The sequence below is a fragment of the Nonlabens marinus S1-08 genome (assembly GCF_000831385.1).
In the GTDB taxonomy this organism is placed as follows: Bacteria; Bacteroidota; Bacteroidia; order Flavobacteriales; family Flavobacteriaceae; genus Nonlabens; species Nonlabens marinus.
In genome coordinates this window covers 991,857-1,009,346 of record NZ_AP014548.1, presented here as the reverse complement: position 1 = coordinate 1,009,346, position 17,490 = coordinate 991,857, and the positions used below count along the sequence as shown (strand labels likewise).

The window sequence follows — 17,490 nt, the reverse complement described above, 5'->3', positions numbered from 1 at the left end:
TTAACTCTGTTAGTTCTCGTCTAAAGACTCCACTAATAGACTCTAAGATCGTAATTTTGTAGCAAAATTGAAGCATGCTTAAGTTTATTAAAGACAACAAATACCGCATTCTATTTATGGTCATGCTGTGTGCGTGTATTATGGCAGCGTTCCAGTATGCTTTGACGCCTGAAAGAAAACTGGCGATTCTTCAACCCGACCAGTTTGACCCGTCGTTAGTCGATGACAGCATGTTATTTGTGAAAAAATACCACAAAATCGCTCCTTTTTCTCTAGTCAATCAAAACGGTGACACCATCACTCAAGCCGACTACGAAGGCAAGATCTATGTTGCTGACTTTTTCTTCACCACTTGCCCTAGTATTTGCCCTGTGATGACTAAAAACATGACACTACTACAAGAGGAATTTAAAAATGATCCTGAAGTGATGTTGTTATCTCATAGTGTTACCCCTGAAATTGATAGCGTGTCTGTACTGCGAGAATATGCGGACCGTAAAGGTGTAATGGATTCCAAATGGAATCTAGTGACCGGCGATCGCCAGCAGATATATGATCTAGCTAGGAAATCCTATCTCGCCGTTAAAAAGAACAAATACGGCGGTGAAAACGCCATGATCCATACAGAGAATTTCTTATTGATAGATAAGGAAGGCCGCTTAAGGGAACGCTCTTATGACGGTACGGACGAGGAGGAAATTGAAGCGCTTATTGAGGACATTTATGTGCTGAAACAGAGTTATAAGTAATAAACTTAGGCTGCATTTGATAGCGAGAGGCTATTGCTTATTTTTGCCAGCTAATTGAGCGCATGAGTTTTTTCGGTTATATTTTTCTTTTTATAGTCCTGAGGTGGCTGTATTCCCTATTTGTCAATAGTTCAGCTACTACCCAGCGTACTGGGGCTCCTTTCCAGCAGCGATCAACTACCGTAAGTCCTGAAGATTTTGAACTTCATTTACTGACTTTATCGTCCATCGTAATGAAGGCCGACGGTAAAGTGACGGAAAGCGAAATGGCTTATGTACAGCAGTATTTTGTAAGCAGTTACGGTAAGGATCGTGCAAATGCCATATTCAAAGTGTTCAATGAGGTGGTAAAAAAGCGGGAGATCAATCCTGCTCGGGTTTGTCAATACTTGAATGCCAGGACGCGTTATGAATCCAGGTTACAGATATTGCACTTCCTATTTGGGATCGCACAAGCAGACGGTCATGTAGGGGAAGCGGAAGTTCGCATGCTGGATCAAATTGCTAGCTATTTGCGATTAACACAGCGTGACTTTATTTCTATTAAAGCGATGTTTGTTAAGGATCAAGACAATGCCTACAAGATCTTAGAAATAGACAAGTCTGTTCCAGATCACGAGGTGAAAAAGGCGTACCGTACCATGGCTAAAAAATACCATCCAGACAAAGTCATCGACATGGACGAGGCGTATCGCAGGGGTGCCGAGGAGAAATTCCGCAAGGTGCAAGAAGCTTATGAAACGATCCAGAAGGAACGTGGTATGGTCTAGCTCGCTGCGATTTAAACCTCAAACCGCAAGCTTCAATCCTGATAGCTTCCATTACCGATTCTTGATTTGCTGCGCAAACTGTGATTGCCAATTGTCTATTTTTTATCTTTCTAACAGGACTTACAAATGTCCTGTAAACCAGTATCGAACGGCAGTCGAGATATGGTTCTTGGTATGAAGCTCATTGTTTACACCGCTCGTTCTCTATCCCGATAACTATCGGGACTCGAACCGGCTGGAATTGTTCAATAAGCAGTCAACACTCCCCAATTTATCTACGAGATTAAGCCGTTATTCAATTCCCACTTCCTACTAATTCACTCAAAAAAGTCTTACGTCATTCGGCACAAGAGTTCCCAAAGGGAACTTGAGTTGTCATTTGTCGGTTTCGAGTTGGAAATTTTAAACTACAGACCTTAAGATTAGATATTTTTAGTCGTGTCTAAATATTTATTTTTGTAAATCGAATAAATAATTTACCTTTGCCGCATGCATTCAGTATCAGAGGAAAATTATATTAAAGCCATTCATCACCTACAAAAACGCAGTGAATTAGTCTCTACTAACGACATCGCTGGCAAAATGAATACTAAAGCTTCATCAGTCACCGACATGCTCAAAAAACTAGCCGACAAAAATCTGGCGGTATATGTTCCTTATAAAGGAGCTCGACTCACGCAAAACGGTGTAGACTGTGCAAATCAAATCGTTCGGAAGCACCGGCTGTGGGAAGTTTTTTTAGTGGAAAAACTCGATTTTTCTTGGGATGAAGTCCATGACGTGGCAGAGCAACTAGAGCACATCCAGTCTAGAAAACTCATAGATGAACTCGATAAACATTTAGGTTTTCCCAGGCAGGACCCACATGGAGATCCTATCCCTGATAGTGAGGGGAATTATGAAAAAGTAAAACAGGTCCAACTATCCAAATTAGAAAAGGGAGCGACAGGAACAATCACTGGCGTCATTGACACCTCAAAGGATTTTCTTAAATATCTAGACAAGCACCAGATACAACTGGGCAGCAGTATAGAAATATTAGAACGCGAGGATTTTGATGAATCTTTTACCATAAAAACAGATCATAAAACACTACACATTTCCCAGAATATTGCTAATAATATTTATCTAAAGACCAACTCATGAAAAAACTTCTCCTTTTATTAATTTCGATAATTACGTTTCCTGCAGTAGCACAACAGTCCCAAAATACGGATGGCCCTTTGATCACTGATCGCCCAGACGCAACAGAATCTCCCAGCCTTGTTAGAAGAGGTTATCTTCAAATTGAGACGGGTGGTTTTTATACTGAAAGTGAGGAAAACGGTATCGATATCAAGGAAACTACATTCAATACTACGCTACTGCGTTATGGGTTGTTGGACAATCTAGAATTGCGTTTGGGTCTTGATACTCGTCGTACTGAGTTTGAAGTGAACGGCCAGCAATTAGGCGATGACTTAAGCGGGACGTCTCCTATGTTATTGGGGGCTAAAATAGGAATCGCTCCAGAAGATGGCTGGAAACCTCAAATCGCTTTATTAGGTCATATTTATTTACCATTAACCGCGAGTAGCGACTACCAACCAGAGACTACAGGGATGGATTTCAGGTTTGCTTTCAACCATACCTTATCAGACCGCTCTGGCCTTGCCTATAATCTCGGAGCAAGGATTGATGCAGATGACCCTGAACTCAAGTACTTGTATACCATTGCATATGGTTATAGCCTTAGTGATAAGATAGGAACCTATGTTGAAGTTTACGGTGATTTTCCAGAGGACTCTAGCGCTAACCATTTGTGGGACGCAGGATTCACATACCTAGCGAACGACGACCTGCAGTTTGATGTGACCTTCGGCTCTGGATTTACTGATGGGCAAAACCTATTGCTGAGTGCTGGATTAAGTTACCGATTCAGAAATTTATAATTGAAAAAGTCATAATCCCGCTTTCGCGAAAGCGAATTCCTCCAAAATATATTACCTATGAAGAATCTTTTATATTTATTTCTAGCTGTGTTGCTCGTTTCTTGCGGAAACACTGGAAGTAACGACGGCAAAATTAAGGTTGTTACCACAACCACCATGATTACAGATATGGTCGAGAACATAGGTGGTGATAAAGTACAGGTAGAAGGACTGATGGGTAGTGGAGTAGATCCACACCTATACAAAGCCAGTGAAGGCGATGTTTCAAAACTATACAATGCAGATATCATTTTTTATAGCGGCTTACACCTGGAAGGTAAACTAGTGGAGGTTTTTGAAAAGATGTCTGCTCAGGGTAAAAACACCATCGCTATTAGCGACGCTTTAGATAAAAAAACGTTGATAGGTAGTGAGTACTTTGCTAGTAATTACGACCCACACATTTGGTTTGATGTGGATTACTGGGCAACAATGACCCATTACGTTACCGAAAAAATCACAGAAGCAGATCCTGAAAACGCGGCATATTATGTTTCTAATAGAGATGCCTATCTCGAGAAGATCAAGGTTTTGAAAGATGACTTGACTGCTAAAATTGATGAATTGCCGCAAGAAAAACGGATACTAGTCACTGCTCATGATGCATTCAATTATTTCGGTCGCAGGTTTGGTTTTGAAGTAGTAGGCTTACAAGGCATTTCTACCGCGACAGAAGCTGGAGTTCAGGACGTACAGCGCATCACTCAGTTCATCATTGACAACAAAGTGAAAGCTGTTTTCATAGAGAGCAGTGTGCCACGTCGTACCGTAGAAGCTTTACAAGCTGCGGTCAGGGATCAAAACCATGAAGTTTCTATAGGCGGTGAGTTGTATAGTGATGCTCTAGGCAGCGCCGGAACTGCTGAAGGTACCTATGTAGGCATGTACAAACACAACGTTGAAACTATAGTTAATGCTTTGAAATAATGGAAGAGAAAATAGCCGTTGCCGTAGATGACTTGACTGTAGCTTACAATTATAAGCCCGTATTGTGGGATATTGACTTGTCCATTCCAGAGGGCGTTTTGATGGCTATTGTTGGTCCCAATGGTGCTGGGAAATCTACATTAATCAAATCTATTTTAGGTATTATAGATCCCATAGCAGGATCTGTTGCCATTTATGGCAAACCATATGCTAAACAACGAGATAAAGTAGCCTACGTTCCCCAAAAAGGAAGCGTAGATTGGGATTTCCCCACCACAGCCCTGGATGTGGTTATGATGGGAACCTATGGCGCACTAGGCTGGATCAAACGTCCCGGAGCTAAGGAGAAAAAACAATCCTTAGAAGCGCTGGAAAAAGTCGGCATGCTGGCTTTTAAAAGCCGCCAAATAAGTCAGCTTTCTGGAGGTCAACAACAGCGCATATTTCTAGCACGGGCACTCGTTCAAAATGCAGCCATCTACTTTATGGACGAGCCTTTTCAAGGGGTAGATGCGACTACTGAAATTGCGATCATTAATATTTTGAAAGAGTTGCGTAAAGCAGGGAAAACAGTGATCGTAGTTCACCACGACTTACAGACCGTTCCAGAATATTTTGACTGGGTCACCTTTTTAAATGTCAAGCACATCGCCACAGGACCGGTAAAAGATATTTTCAATGACGATAATTTGACCAAGACTTATGGCATTAACTATAAAGTTGCGGTTCAGAAATAGTTAAGAGTTAGGAGTTAAGAGTTAAGAGTTAAGAGTTAAGAGTTAAGAGTTAAGAGTTAAGAGTTAAGAGTTAAGAGTTAAGAGTTAAGAGTTAAGAGTTAAGAAAAATGCTTTTAAACCTGTTTCGAGCGGCAGTCGAGAAAAGGTTTTGTTCAAAAGCTTTGAACATTACAAGAATATTTAAAGCATTGCGCAGGGCTACAACCGATTCCGTCCTCGCTTCAACAAGGTCAGCGAGAGTTGGCGGAATGACATTTTAAGTGAGTACCGCTTTCGCGAAAGCGAAAAAAGATAAGTAAAACAACAAGTGAGATGCTGAAATGAATTCAGCAGGACAATAGACATAACCTAGAATAGTGGACATTACACAATACTTCACAGATTACACCCTAAGAACCATAACGCTGGGAACAGCGGTTTTGGGAGCTATTTGTGGTATGTTAGGAAGCTTTGCTGTATTGCGTAAGGAAAGTTTATTGGGAGATGCGATCTCTCATGCTGCTCTGCCTGGTATTGCCATTGCTTTCTTAATCACTGGCGCAAAAGACTCTAACGTATTGCTGCTAGGTGCTCTAGTTAGCGGCTTGATAGGCATCTGGTGGATACGCGGCATTGTTTCTAAAACACACTTGAAAACAGACACGGCTTTAGGCTTGATCTTAAGTCTGTTTTTTGGATTTGGAATGTTGTTGTTGACTTACATTCAAAAGCAACCGAATGCTAACCAAGCAGGACTGGACAAGTATTTATTCGGTCAAGCGGCAACCTTAGTAGAGAGCGACGTGATCCTGATGTCCGTGATTACCGGAATCAGTTTTCTAGTCTTATTGCTATTTTGGAAAGAGTTTAAGCTATTGCTGTTTGATCAAGATTATGCCATGACCTTGGGATTCAATACAAAATTCATTGATGGGCTTATCAGCTTTTTTATTGTGGTAGCCATAGTTATAGGCCTGCAAACTGTAGGTGTGGTACTCATGAGTGCGATGTTGCTTGCTCCAGCAGCGGCAGCCCGACAGTGGACTAATAGCTTGAGCGTTATGGTTTTACTCGCGGCTATTTTCGGAATGTTTTCTGGAGTTTTTGGAACAGCCATAAGTTCCAGCCAGCCTAATCTTTCTACGGGCCCAGTGATCGTATTGGTAGCGGCTGTTTTTGTGGTCTTCTCATTTATTTTCTCGCCAGGTCGTGGAATTCTATTCAAACAAATACGACTGCTGCGCAACCGTAGAGAGTTAGAGCTTCAAAAAACACTGTATTTCATGTACTCGATTGTGCGCAAACACGATGATATTTCTAGACCTCATGCGATCAGGATATTGAATAACTTTCAAGGGTTTACTAAAAACACCTTATCTAAATTAGAACAAAAGCACTGGATCACCGTAAAAGGCAATACGTGGTCACTTACCGACTCTGGCTTTGAGACAGCTTCTAATTTATATAATACAAACAATCCCCTGGTATGAATCCATCCATAGAAATACAGTTGATTGCCCTTGTTACCGCAGCAGCTTGTGCTATACCAGGAGTGTTTTTAGTGCTCCGCAAAATGGCCTTGATCAGTGATGCTATCAGTCATTCTATACTACCAGGAATTGTCATTGGGTTTATGATTACTCAAGACCTTGCCTCTCCATGGCTCATTCTATTGGCCGCCATCAGCGGAATTATCACCGTCGTTTTAGTCGAGATGATTCAAAAGACGGGATTGGTTAAAGAAGATACTGCTATAGGTCTCGTCTTTCCCGCACTCTTTAGTATTGGGGTTATATTGATCGCGCAAAATGCCAATGACGTGCACCTTGACGTTGACGCCGTATTATTGGGAGAGCTTGCCTTTGCCCCTTTCGACAGGTTGTTTTATGAAGGAACGGACTTAGGACCAAAAGCGCTATGGATCATATCTGGGATTTTACTACTCACGATCAGTTTAATGCTGGCGTTTTACAAAGAATTAAAATTGAGCACATTTGACATAGGATTGTCCTCCGCACTTGGCTTTTCTCCGGTGATTTTACATTATGGATTGATGAGTGTCGCCTCAGTAACTACAGTTGCCGCCTTTGATGCGGTAGGTGCCATTTTAGTTGTCGCCTTGATGATTACACCGGCAGCAACGGCCTATTTATTGACAACGGACTTAAGGAAAATGATTTTACTGTCCTTACTTTTCGGTATGGGTAGCGCTATAGGTGGATACTGGTTAGCGCACTGGCTGGATGCTTCCATCTCTGGATCCATCACAACGGTTTTAGGATTATTGTTCTTGGGAGTTTATCTATTTGCTCCTAGTAAAGGATTAATCGCGGTGCTACTGCGCCAAAATCGTCAGCGCAAAGAAGTTTCCCTTTTGACCTTTCTACTCCACCTTAACAACCACGACAGCAAGGAAGAACGCCATGTAGCACACTTGCAGGAACATATCAATTGGCAAAAAGTACGGGCAAAATCCGTCTTAGATCTCGCCGTTCAAAACAACATGATCACGATTGAGAATCAAGTAGTTTCCTTGACTCGAAAAGGGCTGGAATTTACTGAAAAGGCTCTAGAATACATCATTACCAACAAGGACGAGAAGATCGAAGCCATGAAAGATGACTTCTTCTTGTTCAGGGGTTGAAGGTTATCTACTCTTTCCTATTTCGACTGCGCTCAACATGAACTTCAGCGAACTAAAACTCAGCTCTACGCTTTTCTAAAAATGCTGTGGTTCCTTCTACAAACTCCTCCGTTCCAAAGCAGCTCCCGAAGTTATCGATCTCGACCTGATAACCGTCTGTTCCATCCACATAACCCGCATTCACACTATCAATCGCTGCGCTGATTGCCATAGGACTGTTGCGCATAATTTTTTTGGCGATACCGTATGTGAATTCCAGTAACTCCTCTTGAGTTACCACGTGATTGACTAATCCATAAGTCAAAGCCTGGTTAGCATCAATCATACCAGCAGTCATGATCATTTCCATCGCACGTCCTTTGCCTACTAATTGAGGCAAACGTTGTGTGCCACCATATCCCGGAATCACACCTAAAGAGGTCTCTGGCAAGCCCAATCTAGCGTTGTCACTTGCTACTCTAAAATGAGCCGCCATAGCAAGTTCTAATCCACCGCCTAAAGCAAATCCATTAACCGCCGCGATAATTGGCTTAGAGCAATTTTCTAATAGATCAAATAACTCTTTCTGGCCTTTTCCTGCTAGCTTTCTACCTTCAGACTCATCATAATCAGCAAATTCTGAGATATCCGCTCCAGCTACAAATGCTTTCTCTCCTGAACCAGTCAGTACAATCACTCTCACATCATCGTCATCCTCTGCATTACCTACTGCTTCTGCCAATTCGGCAATGGTCTCGGCATTTAAAGCATTAAGCTTGCTAGGTCTATCGACCGTTATAGTTGCGATATTATTTTCTGTAGAAATAAGGACGTTGTTCATGACTGTATTTTGAAGTTGATACTGCGGTCAAGACCGCATTACCAAAAATAGAGAGAATTTAAATGGAAGACAATGTTCCTTGATCAATATTGGGGAGACCAGGCACCCTCAAATTTGAACTTGGAGATTTTGCTGTAAATTCAAAAATGTGCTATCGGCTTATGGGCAAGCTCACGGTAAAGGTGGTTCCTTCACCATACACTGTCTTCATGGTTACGTTCCCGTTATAATTCTCAACGATTTGTTTTACCATGGCTAATCCTAATCCCATACCACTCGTTTTAGTAGTAAACTTAGGCTCAAATACCTTGTGCTCGTGGTCTGGGTCGATACCCGTCCCATTGTCGGAAACTTTTAAATAGATGTTTTGATCATCATGCGTAACGGAAACCTTGATGACCGATTTCCTTTCTGGAACTGCCGCTTGCATCGCATTTTTAACCAGATTTGTCACTACCCGTATCAATTGCGTACGGTCAAAAATAGCCAGTAATTCCTCAGCATCTTCTGTGTACTCAATATTAGATTCATTGAAAATGTCTAGTGCGAGCTGAGTGATTTTTGGGACGTTAGTCACTTCTGATTTTTGAGCTGGCATGGTAGCATAGGTAGAGAATGCACTTGCAATATTGCTCATCACGTCAATTTGCTCAATTAATGAGTTGGAGAATTCGGCAAGTTTCTCGTTGACCTCTGGATCCTGAGGATCAAATCTACGTTCAAAACTTTGTACCGTCAGGCGCATAGGTGTTAGCGGGTTTTTGATTTCATGAGCTACTTGCTTCGCCATTTCTCTCCAGGCCTGCTCCCGCTCACTGGTAGCTAGCTTTACAGCACTTTCTTCCAGCTCATCCACCATATCATTGTACGACTCTACTAAAGTGTTGATCTCTTCAGTTCCTGAAACATCGACGCGTATCTTCTGGTTGCGCTTGGCTATACTCAGTTCCTTAATTTTGTCGCTTATTACTCGAATAGATTTTGTAATGTATCTAGAAAGCAAATAAGCAATCAAGATGGAGAATAAGAACATCAGCACATAAACGATCCCTATACGGTATAAAAACTCTTTTAGTTCGTAATCAATGAAGTCGTCATTCTCCAGATAGGGCAAGTGGATGATAGCAATGTTTTTGAATTGATCATCCATCAAGTAGGTGTAGCTGGATCGAAAAGTCTGCCCGTTTTCATCAAACTGATAAACAAACCTACCGTCATCAGAATTACGCAAGTTTCTAAGCGTCAAAGAATCTAATTGTAAAGTGACATCATAAGGGGGAAGCTTTTTGCTGGATGTTTTGATCAAATGACCTCGCAAGTCATACATCACCACCGGCATGCTGTGAATGTCACTTATTTCATAAATCTCTGAGGCAAAAATAAAAGGCAGGTTAGACGTCACTACCGGGAAGTCCGTCTTTTTGAGTACATACTTAAAACTCTCAAGAATCGCTTCTTCCTTACGTTGCAGTCGTTTGTAGTGGTAATCCTTCCCTTGTTCTGAATATTGATAAATCGACATTCCTGCGATCAATAAGCTTGAAATAAGCGTCAACAGGATCATGGAGAAGAAAATCCGGTTTCGCAGGCTGTTTCTGTACAATTTCATAGCCTTGAAAATAGCAATTATTGCGCCAGTCTTCGCAGGAACTTCTTCAAGAAAGTTTAAGACGGGTTTAATATCGCTTTCGCGAAAGCGAAACTATCTTCAACATCAAAACGTATAAAATGGCCATCGAACGATACTATACACTAGGAAACACCGGATTAAGAGTAAGCCGATTAGCTTTGGGAACCATGACCTTTGGTGAGGAATGGGGCTGGGGAAATGCCAAAAAAGATGCTGCTCAAATATTTGATTACTACCTAGATCATGGCGGTAATTTTGTGGATACCGCAGATATGTATACCGGCGGAAGCAGTGAAGAATTCCTAGGTGATTTTATGAAGGAGCGTCAAAACCGAGAGGAAATCGTGCTTGCTACTAAGTTTACATTTAATACTAGTAAAAACCAGCACATCAACGGCGGCGGTAACTCGCGTAAAAACATACGCCGCACGCTAGAAGAATCTCTCAAAAGACTAAAAACCGATTATATAGACCTTTACATTCTACACTGTTGGGATCGCATGACACCTGTGGAAGAAGTACTGCGAACCCTCAATGATCTTATATCTGAAGGAAAGATTTTGCACTACGCGCTTTCTAATGTTCCTGCTTGGTACGCCAGCAAAGCACAAGCATTGACTCGCCAATTCAATTATGAGCCTATTAGCGCATTGCAATTGGAGTATTCGTTGATCCAGCGCAGTATTGAACACGAGTACATTGATCTAACTCAAGACATGAATGCTGGGATCATGGCCTGGTCACCGCTAGGTGGCGGGTTACTCTCTGGTAAATACAAACCTGGAATAGATGATCAAGAAGATGTAAAAGGTCGCCTGAAACACATTACCGATAATGGCGGCGAGGTAAGTTCAAAAGACAATGAGCGCAACTGGAATATCGTCAAAACACTACATGAGGTAAGTGAAGAAATTAACCAACCTATGGCAAGCGTTGCGCTCAACTGGACGGCCAGCCAGCCTAGCGTTGCCAGTGTACTTGTAGGTGCAACTAAAATGAATCAGATTGAAGCCAATATGAAATCTCTTGATTTTGAAATCCCGTCAGAGTTGATGAAAAAACTCAACGAGTGCAGTGCGCCCGACGTTCCTTATCCTTACACCTTTTTCCAGCCCAAGATGCAGGAACGTATTTATCCAAATTCTAAAGTAGGTTTGAAGCCAGATAGTTATTGGAAAGATTTGAGAATTGGATAATAAAAAGAAACCCTATGAATTGGAATTTCATAGGGTTTATAAATTTGGATTATCGCAGTTGAGTTATGAAACCAACGCCGGTGTCACCCACTTAAATTTGTGAGATTCTGCTGGAATTTTCATGCGTTGTGCAACGCGCTCCATACGAGCAGGTAATTTCATCAAATAGTCACGAGCCTTCTCCGCCTCCTCTGTAAGATCAGTGATATTACCGATATCCCAAGTATCAATCAAATTTTGCAAAATATCGATATAATCTTGAGCGGTGTAGACACCTATACGTTGCGCACTGTTAGAAAAATCTTCAAACGCAGCACCAATAGTTTGTCCAGATTCTCTCAAGAAATGGGCTGGCATTACAATCTTGTGAACCATCATTTCTTTAAAAGCAATCATCATGTTGCTAGGGTCGATCTTAAAGATCTCATCTACAAATGTGGAATAAGCTTTATGGTGACGCATCTCGTCTCCAGAAATTATACGGCACATGCGAGATAAAGTAGTACTACCGTATTCTCTAGCCATTTTGGCCACACGGTTGTGCGAAATGTAGGTTGCTAATTCCTGGAAGCTCGTGTATACGAAGTTTTTATAAGGATCGCGGTCCGTCCCAATGTCAAAACCATCAGCGATCAAGTGTTGGGTAGTTACTTCTACCTCGCGCATGTTCACACGACCTGATAAATATAAATACTTGTTAAGCACATCCCCATGGCGATTTTCTTCAGATGTCCATTGACGCACCCACTTAGACCAGGCGTTGCCTTTCCCTTCCATTTGGTTCACACCTTCCACGTCCATTAACCAGGACTCGTAGGTTGGCAGTGCTTCTTCAGTAATGGTATCTCCTACAAGAGTTACCCAGAAATCATAAGGCAATTCCTTAGCAAGCTCACGTAGTTCTTTCAATTTGTCGTAGAAACCATCCACAGTGGAATCTGGCAAAAAGTCCGTTGGCTGCCATATCTTCTCCACAGGAATCAGGAATTTGTCCATGAAGGACTCCACCTTAGATTCTAGGGTTTGCATGACTTCGATTCGAATGTTTTTAAGAGGTTGTATCATTTATTGTATTAAAAATGTAAAATTAAGTGATTCAGGTGAGTACGCTTTCGCGAAAGCGAAAACATTAACAACTCTCCTGCATTAAAAGGCGGTTGATGTGATACTGTTATGTACCACAGACTGTGCCGTTTGTATGATTTCAATAGGATCTTTACCAGCTATGGGCATAGGTTCATGAATCGTAACCTTGATATGGTTCCCCATCCCGAAGGGAAATTTACCGTAGCGATCCACTTTCCAACTGTTGTTGACTGTAACAGGAACTATCACCGCATCTGGAACATATTTAAAAATAGTTTGTAAACCTCTAACCTGAAATGGCTTAGGAACACCCGTGCGACTACGCGTGCCTTCAGGAAAGATAACGACACTGCGGTTCTTTTCGTGGACGTTTTTAGCAAATTTAGATAGAGCGACTACAGCTTCTTTAGGATTTTTACGGTCGATGGCACAGTTCTCTCCTATGCGTAGATTCAATGAAATGCTGGGAATGCCTTTGGCGAGTTCTTTCTTTGCCACAAATTTGGGATAGTATTTTCTCAAATAATAGATTAACGGCGGTATGTCGAACATACTTTGATGATTGCTTACAAAAATATAGGAAGGTCCAACAGGTAAATCGGTTTTATAATTGATCGAGAAGCGGTTGAAGAGTACCAGCTGTGTTCCCATTAGAAACCAATTGAGTAAAGCGACACTTTGCTGATGCAGTTTATGACCGCCTAGTTTGTAGCATATCAATTGTATGGGATGAAAAATCAACAGGACCAAAAAGAACAAAATCAGATGAATAACTGATAATGGATAGGAAATAATTTTCTGCATCCCGCAAAGATAGTCTGTGCGTCAACGTTGTAATAGTCTGTAGGAAGGAATCAGTATGCATGCATAGTATTTTCAAATTTCTAGGATCCATGCTCGAGCATGCATTCATCTTAATGCAAATAAAAAACGCATCCCGATCAAGGAATGCGTTTTAGTCATTTAAACAAGGTTTGCTATCTAACAGTTCTCGTTATATGCTTCTTTTAGGTTTTCTGCGATCATCTCCGCAGGACGTCCTTCAATATGATGACGCTCTAACATGTGAACCAATTCACCATCCTTGAATAGTGCCATACTTGGGGAACTAGGTGGGAATGGAACCATAGCCGCTCTCGCTGTGTCTACCGCCTCGCGATCTACACCTGCAAAAACAGTTACTAAGTTGTCTGGCTTCTTGTCGTTTGCTAAAGACATTTTAGCGCCTGGGCGTGCATTTGCTGCCGCGCATCCACAAACGGAATTTACAACTACTAGAGTAGTTCCTTTTTTATTTAACGCCTCTTTTACGGCATCTTCTGTATATAATTGTTCAAAACCTGCGTTTCCTAAATCATCACGCATGGGTTGAACCATTTCTGCTGGGTACATAGTTTTAAATTTTTACAAAGGTAATGGCAATTATTGAGTTGGCTAAGGAAGCCGTCATCATTTGTTCCTATCGTCTGGTATGGGAAACTGATGTCTATTCTTCCTCGTCTTCCTCTAGTAATTCGTCCAGTTCTTTCTTATAGAGTGTTTCTGCCAGGTCTTCTGGTGTACGCTCGTACAAATTTTCAATTTCTGGATCTGCGCCATGCTCTATAAGCTGGCGTACTAGTCTAAAATCTCCTTTAGAATTCATGAGCGCCACCCATAATGGCCCGTTTTCATGCTCATCTAAAAGGTTAGGGTCTGCAAAGTTATTGAGTAGTACCTGTGCGGTTTCTGTTTGCTTTTCAAGGCTGCAGTGGTGCAATGCGCTGTAACCTATCTTATCTTGATGGTTCGTATCAGCGCCTTTTTCAATTAAGGTTTTAAGTAATTCTACTTTACCAAAAAATGAGGCGTGTATCAGCGCTGTTCTTCCATCAGCATCTTTTGCATCGACTCCATGATCATCTAGTAAAGTCATTAATTCTTCTGTTGCATCGCGGTCTACAAGACTGCGCATACGTCTCAACGCATCGAAGGGGACCAATGGTTGTTTAGGTGTTGCCATTTTTTAATTAAACGTGTTATTATATCTATTGTTCACTCTATCTGCAATGTCTTGCATCTCTTCATTTTCTAAGGAAACCTTGTTGCTAAAGCGCATGTCTTCCATATCTCGCAATGGGATTAGATGTACATGTACATGTGGTACCTCTAGGCCTATAACAGCCATTCCCAATCGCTTACAGCTCACTTCTTCCCGTAAACACAACGCCACATTCCTAGAAAATTGCATTAAACGGGTGTAAACGTCTTCTTCTAGATCAAAGAGCTTATCGGTTTCTTGTTTAGGAACACATAAGGTGTGTCCTGGTGCATTAGGGTTGATATCTAGAAATGCGTAAAAGTCAGCAGTTTCTGCCACCTTATACGAAGGGATTTCTCCAGATATGATCTTTGTAAATACACTCATTATTTAATCTCTAGATATTTCTAAGATTTCTAGTTTGATGGTTCCTACTGGTACCGTAACCTCAGCCATATCGCCTACTTCTTTTCCTAGCAAGCCTTTACCTATAGGAGAATCCACGCTTATATGACCTTTAGAAAGGTCTGCCTCGCTTTGTGCCACTAGCTTGTAATTCATCACCATTTTATTGTTATGGTTTTTGATTTTTACCGTACTGTGGATCAATGCTTTAGACAAATCTAGCGAATTCTCATCAATTATCCTCGCGTTAGAAACGATAGCTTCTAATTTAGAAATGCGCATTTCCAGCATTCCTTGCGCTTCTTTAGCCGCATCGTACTCTGCATTTTCACTCAAGTCTCCTTTATCGCGGGCTTCTCCAATCGCTTGGGATGCCGCTGGTCGCTCCACATCTTTTAAGTGGTGTAACTCATCTTTGAGCTTTTTTAAGCCTTCTTCAGTATAATAGGATACGTTACTCATGATTCAAATGGTTTAGATAATGGTGTGGAGTTTACGCTTTCGCGAAAGCGAACTCATTAACACAACCCGTAAAACACACAGGTCTCTACAAAACACAAAATCCCATCATTGCTGCGGGATTTATAGGGCAAATATACGAAATATGAATAGTATCGTTATACTTTTAACCTCTTAGAGAACTCCCATGAAAAAGATTTTGTTTCTATTCGCTGCCCTAGTAATGCTCTCTTGTGAAAGTGATGACGGGCGCCGTGGCAATCCTTTCCTGATTGACATCTCATTTCAAGCCAGTTTGAACACTGATTTGCCACAATATTCTAGCCTTAATTTTGCTGGAAATAGCGTGATTGTTAGAAATCAAGGCATACGTGGTTTTGTAATTTACAGTCTGGGTAATAATCAGTACAGCGCTTTTGAGTTGAGTGATCCCAATCATGCTCCTAATTCATGCAGCACTATGACAGTAAGCGGCCTTACTGCCACTTGTCCCTGTCCAGAGGATTCAAATTCTTATGATATCACCTTCGGCCAGCCTAAATCTGGTAGTGGAGAATATGGCATGAAAGCCTATCGAGTCAATCGTAGCGGGAGCACTATCGTTGTGTCTAACTAGCATCTCATGCTTAAGTCTTCGTTTGAATTGTTCCAAAAGTATACTCGTTAAATGAACTGATATTTCATTGGTTTGAATAATAGAGGTGAATCTTCATTGATAATTGGGCAATCTGCTTTTTATATAGCTATTGAAAACAGGGGGTATCCTTAGACCCTTGTATACCAACCATTTATTTGAATTTTATAATAATTTTGTAATGCTAAACTCCATAAATAAAGTAGATTCCTACTTAAATTACCTACTCACTTATTGACAAGTAAAGCTTAAACACAACTATTAACCTTAAAAACTGAATTATCATGGCAGAAATTAAAATTGAAAAGAAAAAACCAGTTTGGCCCTGGATACTTCTAGCGATCCTAGTCCTAGCAGCAATTATTTACTTTTTTGTATATGCAAATGACGAAGACGATATGGACGATGAAGTTCTAACAGAACAAGTCATGGAAGGTGATGGGATGGATGATCAAAGTGATGACCTAAATACTGCAGCAATTTCCCAATTTGAAACTGCATTGGAAAACTACTCTACTTATATAGGTGATACTGGCCAAATGAGCATTGACCATGAATATAGTAATGGGGCTCTACTATTACTCATTGATGCCGTACAAGCAAAAGCAGATGTTCATGATGTGGAAGTTACAGCTGATCTTAGAGAGGCTAGAGAGAGTGCTAAACAAATCATGGAAAATCCATATAAAGTGAATCATGCAGATTTGATAAAACAATCTGGTGGTATTATCACTCGTGCACTTTCCACATTGCAAAAAGAAAAGTTCCCGAATCTTACTAATGAACTGTCAGCAGTAGAGCAAAATCTCGCCGACATTATAAAAAGTGAAAAAACTTTGAATCAAAAAACTGACGTTAATACATTTTTTAAAGCAGCTGAATCTTTGCTTTTAAAAATGAAATAAAAAACTCATTAATCATGAATACAGATAATAAAAAGAACTTATATTATTTAGAAGAATTAAGTAATTACAAAGTCGCTGACGACGATAAGGATGTTCGTGGCTGGGAAGTCATGGACAATGACAATAGAAATATTGGAAAGGTGGATAACCTCTTAGTCAATAAAAATACAGAGCGTGTGGTATATCTAGATGTAGAATTAGATAAATCCGTTATTGATAATAATTATCAACCTTACAGTTCAAGGGCTAAAGACGGCGTACACAATTTCATTAATAAAGATGGCGAAAACCACGTGATTATTCCCATAGGAATGGCTCACTTAGACTTAGACAATGAAACTGTCTCCACGACTAAAATAAATCACGATACTTTTTCACGAACTAAGAGAGTGAAAAAAGGTACTCGTATTGATAGAGATTATGAGGTCATTATTTTAGATACTTATGTGCGTTCAGAAAATAAAACGGATTATCCGCAGGATGATACCTTTTATGAGCGAGAAGAATTCAAACGCTAAAAATTTCTTCAAATCCAAAAAACCCGAAAGTCAACTTTCGG

At 40.9% G+C, this 17,490-nt stretch carries 20 protein-coding genes; 12 read left to right on the top strand and 8 right to left on the bottom strand.

Going from position 1 to position 17,490, the window contains the following annotated elements:
* Positions 1–74: 74 nt before the first annotated feature.
* The 8 genes from NMS_RS04775 to NMS_RS04740 all read left to right on the top strand — a co-directional run bounded on the left by NMS_RS04775 (position 75) and on the right by NMS_RS04740 (position 7,776).
* The gene (locus NMS_RS04775; protein WP_041495677.1) at positions 75–749 is read left to right on the top strand and encodes an SCO family protein; all 675 of its coding nucleotides are present in this window, start codon (positions 75–77) and stop codon (positions 747–749) included.
* A 62-nt stretch (positions 750–811) separates the two neighbouring features.
* On the top strand, positions 812–1,519 hold the full coding sequence (locus tag NMS_RS04770) for a molecular chaperone DjiA (RefSeq protein ID WP_041495676.1): 708 nt from the start codon (positions 812–814) through the stop codon (positions 1,517–1,519).
* 489 nt (positions 1,520–2,008) lie between these two features.
* Complete coding sequence (locus NMS_RS04765) at positions 2,009–2,665, top strand: metal-dependent transcriptional regulator (protein ID WP_041495675.1); 657 nt, start codon at positions 2,009–2,011, stop codon at positions 2,663–2,665.
* A complete protein-coding gene (locus tag NMS_RS04760) occupies positions 2,662–3,450 on the top strand; it encodes a transporter (RefSeq protein WP_041495674.1) in 789 nt (262 codons plus the stop codon). Before NMS_RS04765 ends, NMS_RS04760 begins: the two co-directional genes overlap by 4 nt.
* 57 nt (positions 3,451–3,507) lie before the next feature.
* Positions 3,508–4,416, top strand: coding sequence for a metal ABC transporter solute-binding protein, Zn/Mn family (locus NMS_RS04755; RefSeq protein WP_041495673.1), 909 nt, complete (start codon positions 3,508–3,510; stop codon positions 4,414–4,416).
* Entirely contained in the window at positions 4,416–5,153 is a 738-nt protein-coding gene (locus NMS_RS04750; RefSeq protein WP_041495672.1) for a metal ABC transporter ATP-binding protein, read from the top strand. The genes NMS_RS04755 and NMS_RS04750 overlap by 1 nt, the downstream gene beginning before the upstream one ends.
* 356 nt (positions 5,154–5,509) lie before the next feature.
* Positions 5,510–6,622 carry a metal ABC transporter permease gene (locus NMS_RS04745; protein WP_041495671.1) on the top strand — a complete coding sequence of 371 codons (1,113 nt, stop codon included), beginning with the start codon at positions 5,510–5,512 and terminating at the stop codon, positions 6,620–6,622.
* On the top strand, positions 6,619–7,776 hold the full coding sequence (locus NMS_RS04740; RefSeq protein ID WP_041495670.1) for a metal ABC transporter permease: 1,158 nt from the start codon (positions 6,619–6,621) through the stop codon (positions 7,774–7,776). The genes NMS_RS04745 and NMS_RS04740 overlap by 4 nt, the downstream gene beginning before the upstream one ends.
* Before the next feature lie 52 nt (positions 7,777–7,828).
* Here the strand turns inward: NMS_RS04740 and NMS_RS04735 are convergent, their stop codons facing one another.
* A complete protein-coding gene (locus tag NMS_RS04735; protein ID WP_041495669.1) occupies positions 7,829–8,596 on the bottom strand; it encodes an enoyl-CoA hydratase/isomerase family protein in 768 nt (255 codons plus the stop codon).
* A 151-nt stretch (positions 8,597–8,747) separates the two neighbouring features.
* Positions 8,748–10,205 (bottom strand): sensor histidine kinase, encoded by a 1,458-nt coding sequence (locus NMS_RS04730; RefSeq protein WP_084217609.1) that lies wholly within the window; start codon positions 10,203–10,205, stop codon positions 8,748–8,750.
* 119 nt (positions 10,206–10,324) lie between these two features.
* Between NMS_RS04730 and NMS_RS04725 the strand changes: the two genes are divergently transcribed.
* Entirely contained in the window at positions 10,325–11,422 is a 1,098-nt protein-coding gene (locus NMS_RS04725) for an aldo/keto reductase (RefSeq protein WP_041495667.1), read from the top strand.
* A 63-nt stretch (positions 11,423–11,485) separates the two neighbouring features.
* Here NMS_RS04725 and NMS_RS04720 read toward each other — a convergent pair whose 3' ends face one another.
* From NMS_RS04720 to greA, 6 genes are all read right to left on the bottom strand, one after another.
* Positions 11,486–12,487 carry an acyl-ACP desaturase gene (locus tag NMS_RS04720; protein WP_041495666.1) on the bottom strand — a complete coding sequence of 334 codons (1,002 nt, stop codon included), beginning with the start codon at positions 12,485–12,487 and terminating at the stop codon, positions 11,486–11,488.
* An 81-nt stretch (positions 12,488–12,568) separates the two neighbouring features.
* A complete protein-coding gene (locus tag NMS_RS04715; protein ID WP_041495665.1) occupies positions 12,569–13,312 on the bottom strand; it encodes a lysophospholipid acyltransferase family protein in 744 nt (247 codons plus the stop codon).
* A 177-nt stretch (positions 13,313–13,489) separates the two neighbouring features.
* A complete protein-coding gene (locus tag NMS_RS04710) occupies positions 13,490–13,900 on the bottom strand; it encodes a BrxA/BrxB family bacilliredoxin (protein ID WP_041495664.1) in 411 nt (136 codons plus the stop codon).
* A gap of 94 nt (positions 13,901–13,994) precedes the next feature.
* Positions 13,995–14,510 carry an ankyrin repeat domain-containing protein gene (locus NMS_RS04705; protein WP_041495663.1) on the bottom strand — a complete coding sequence of 172 codons (516 nt, stop codon included), beginning with the start codon at positions 14,508–14,510 and terminating at the stop codon, positions 13,995–13,997.
* Between the two features lie 3 nt (positions 14,511–14,513).
* Positions 14,514–14,918, bottom strand: coding sequence for an HIT family protein (locus NMS_RS04700; RefSeq protein ID WP_041495662.1), 405 nt, complete (start codon positions 14,916–14,918; stop codon positions 14,514–14,516).
* Positions 14,919–15,395 (bottom strand): transcription elongation factor GreA, encoded by a 477-nt coding sequence (gene greA, locus NMS_RS04695; RefSeq protein WP_041495661.1) that lies wholly within the window; start codon positions 15,393–15,395, stop codon positions 14,919–14,921.
* A gap of 184 nt (positions 15,396–15,579) precedes the next feature.
* Here greA and NMS_RS04690 point away from each other — a divergent pair, with 184 nt between their 5' ends.
* The 3 genes from NMS_RS04690 to NMS_RS04680 all read left to right on the top strand — a co-directional run bounded on the left by NMS_RS04690 (position 15,580) and on the right by NMS_RS04680 (position 17,449).
* Positions 15,580–16,008 carry a hypothetical protein gene (locus tag NMS_RS04690; RefSeq protein WP_041495660.1) on the top strand — a complete coding sequence of 143 codons (429 nt, stop codon included), beginning with the start codon at positions 15,580–15,582 and terminating at the stop codon, positions 16,006–16,008.
* 302 nt (positions 16,009–16,310) lie between these two features.
* The gene (locus tag NMS_RS04685; protein WP_041495659.1) at positions 16,311–16,931 is read left to right on the top strand and encodes a hypothetical protein; all 621 of its coding nucleotides are present in this window, start codon (positions 16,311–16,313) and stop codon (positions 16,929–16,931) included.
* Positions 16,932–16,945: 14 nt separating this feature from the next.
* Entirely contained in the window at positions 16,946–17,449 is a 504-nt protein-coding gene (locus NMS_RS04680) for a PRC-barrel domain-containing protein (protein WP_041495658.1), read from the top strand.
* Positions 17,450–17,490 lie beyond the last annotated feature (41 nt).

Coding starts and splice junctions, on each gene's coding strand:
- NMS_RS04775 (WP_041495677.1), top strand. CDS start 75: ATGCTTAAGTTTATTAAAGACAACAAATACCGCATTCTATTTATGGTC.
- NMS_RS04770 (WP_041495676.1), top strand. CDS start 812: ATGAGTTTTTTCGGTTATATTTTTCTTTTTATAGTCCTGAGGTGGCTG.
- NMS_RS04765 (WP_041495675.1), top strand. CDS start 2,009: ATGCATTCAGTATCAGAGGAAAATTATATTAAAGCCATTCATCACCTA.
- NMS_RS04760 (WP_041495674.1), top strand. CDS start 2,662: ATGAAAAAACTTCTCCTTTTATTAATTTCGATAATTACGTTTCCTGCA.
- NMS_RS04755 (WP_041495673.1), top strand. CDS start 3,508: ATGAAGAATCTTTTATATTTATTTCTAGCTGTGTTGCTCGTTTCTTGC.
- NMS_RS04750 (WP_041495672.1), top strand. CDS start 4,416: ATGGAAGAGAAAATAGCCGTTGCCGTAGATGACTTGACTGTAGCTTAC.
- NMS_RS04740 (WP_041495670.1), top strand. CDS start 6,619: ATGAATCCATCCATAGAAATACAGTTGATTGCCCTTGTTACCGCAGCA.
- NMS_RS04735 (WP_041495669.1), bottom strand. CDS start 8,596: ATGAACAACGTCCTTATTTCTACAGAAAATAATATCGCAACTATAACG.
- NMS_RS04730 (WP_084217609.1), bottom strand. CDS start 10,205: ATGAAATTGTACAGAAACAGCCTGCGAAACCGGATTTTCTTCTCCATG.
- NMS_RS04725 (WP_041495667.1), top strand. CDS start 10,325: ATGGCCATCGAACGATACTATACACTAGGAAACACCGGATTAAGAGTA.
- NMS_RS04720 (WP_041495666.1), bottom strand. CDS start 12,487: ATGATACAACCTCTTAAAAACATTCGAATCGAAGTCATGCAAACCCTA.
- NMS_RS04715 (WP_041495665.1), bottom strand. CDS start 13,312: ATGCAGAAAATTATTTCCTATCCATTATCAGTTATTCATCTGATTTTG.
- NMS_RS04710 (WP_041495664.1), bottom strand. CDS start 13,900: ATGTACCCAGCAGAAATGGTTCAACCCATGCGTGATGATTTAGGAAAC.
- NMS_RS04705 (WP_041495663.1), bottom strand. CDS start 14,510: ATGGCAACACCTAAACAACCATTGGTCCCCTTCGATGCGTTGAGACGT.
- greA (WP_041495661.1), bottom strand. CDS start 15,395: ATGAGTAACGTATCCTATTATACTGAAGAAGGCTTAAAAAAGCTCAAA.
- NMS_RS04690 (WP_041495660.1), top strand. CDS start 15,580: ATGAAAAAGATTTTGTTTCTATTCGCTGCCCTAGTAATGCTCTCTTGT.
- NMS_RS04685 (WP_041495659.1), top strand. CDS start 16,311: ATGGCAGAAATTAAAATTGAAAAGAAAAAACCAGTTTGGCCCTGGATA.
- NMS_RS04680 (WP_041495658.1), top strand. CDS start 16,946: ATGAATACAGATAATAAAAAGAACTTATATTATTTAGAAGAATTAAGT.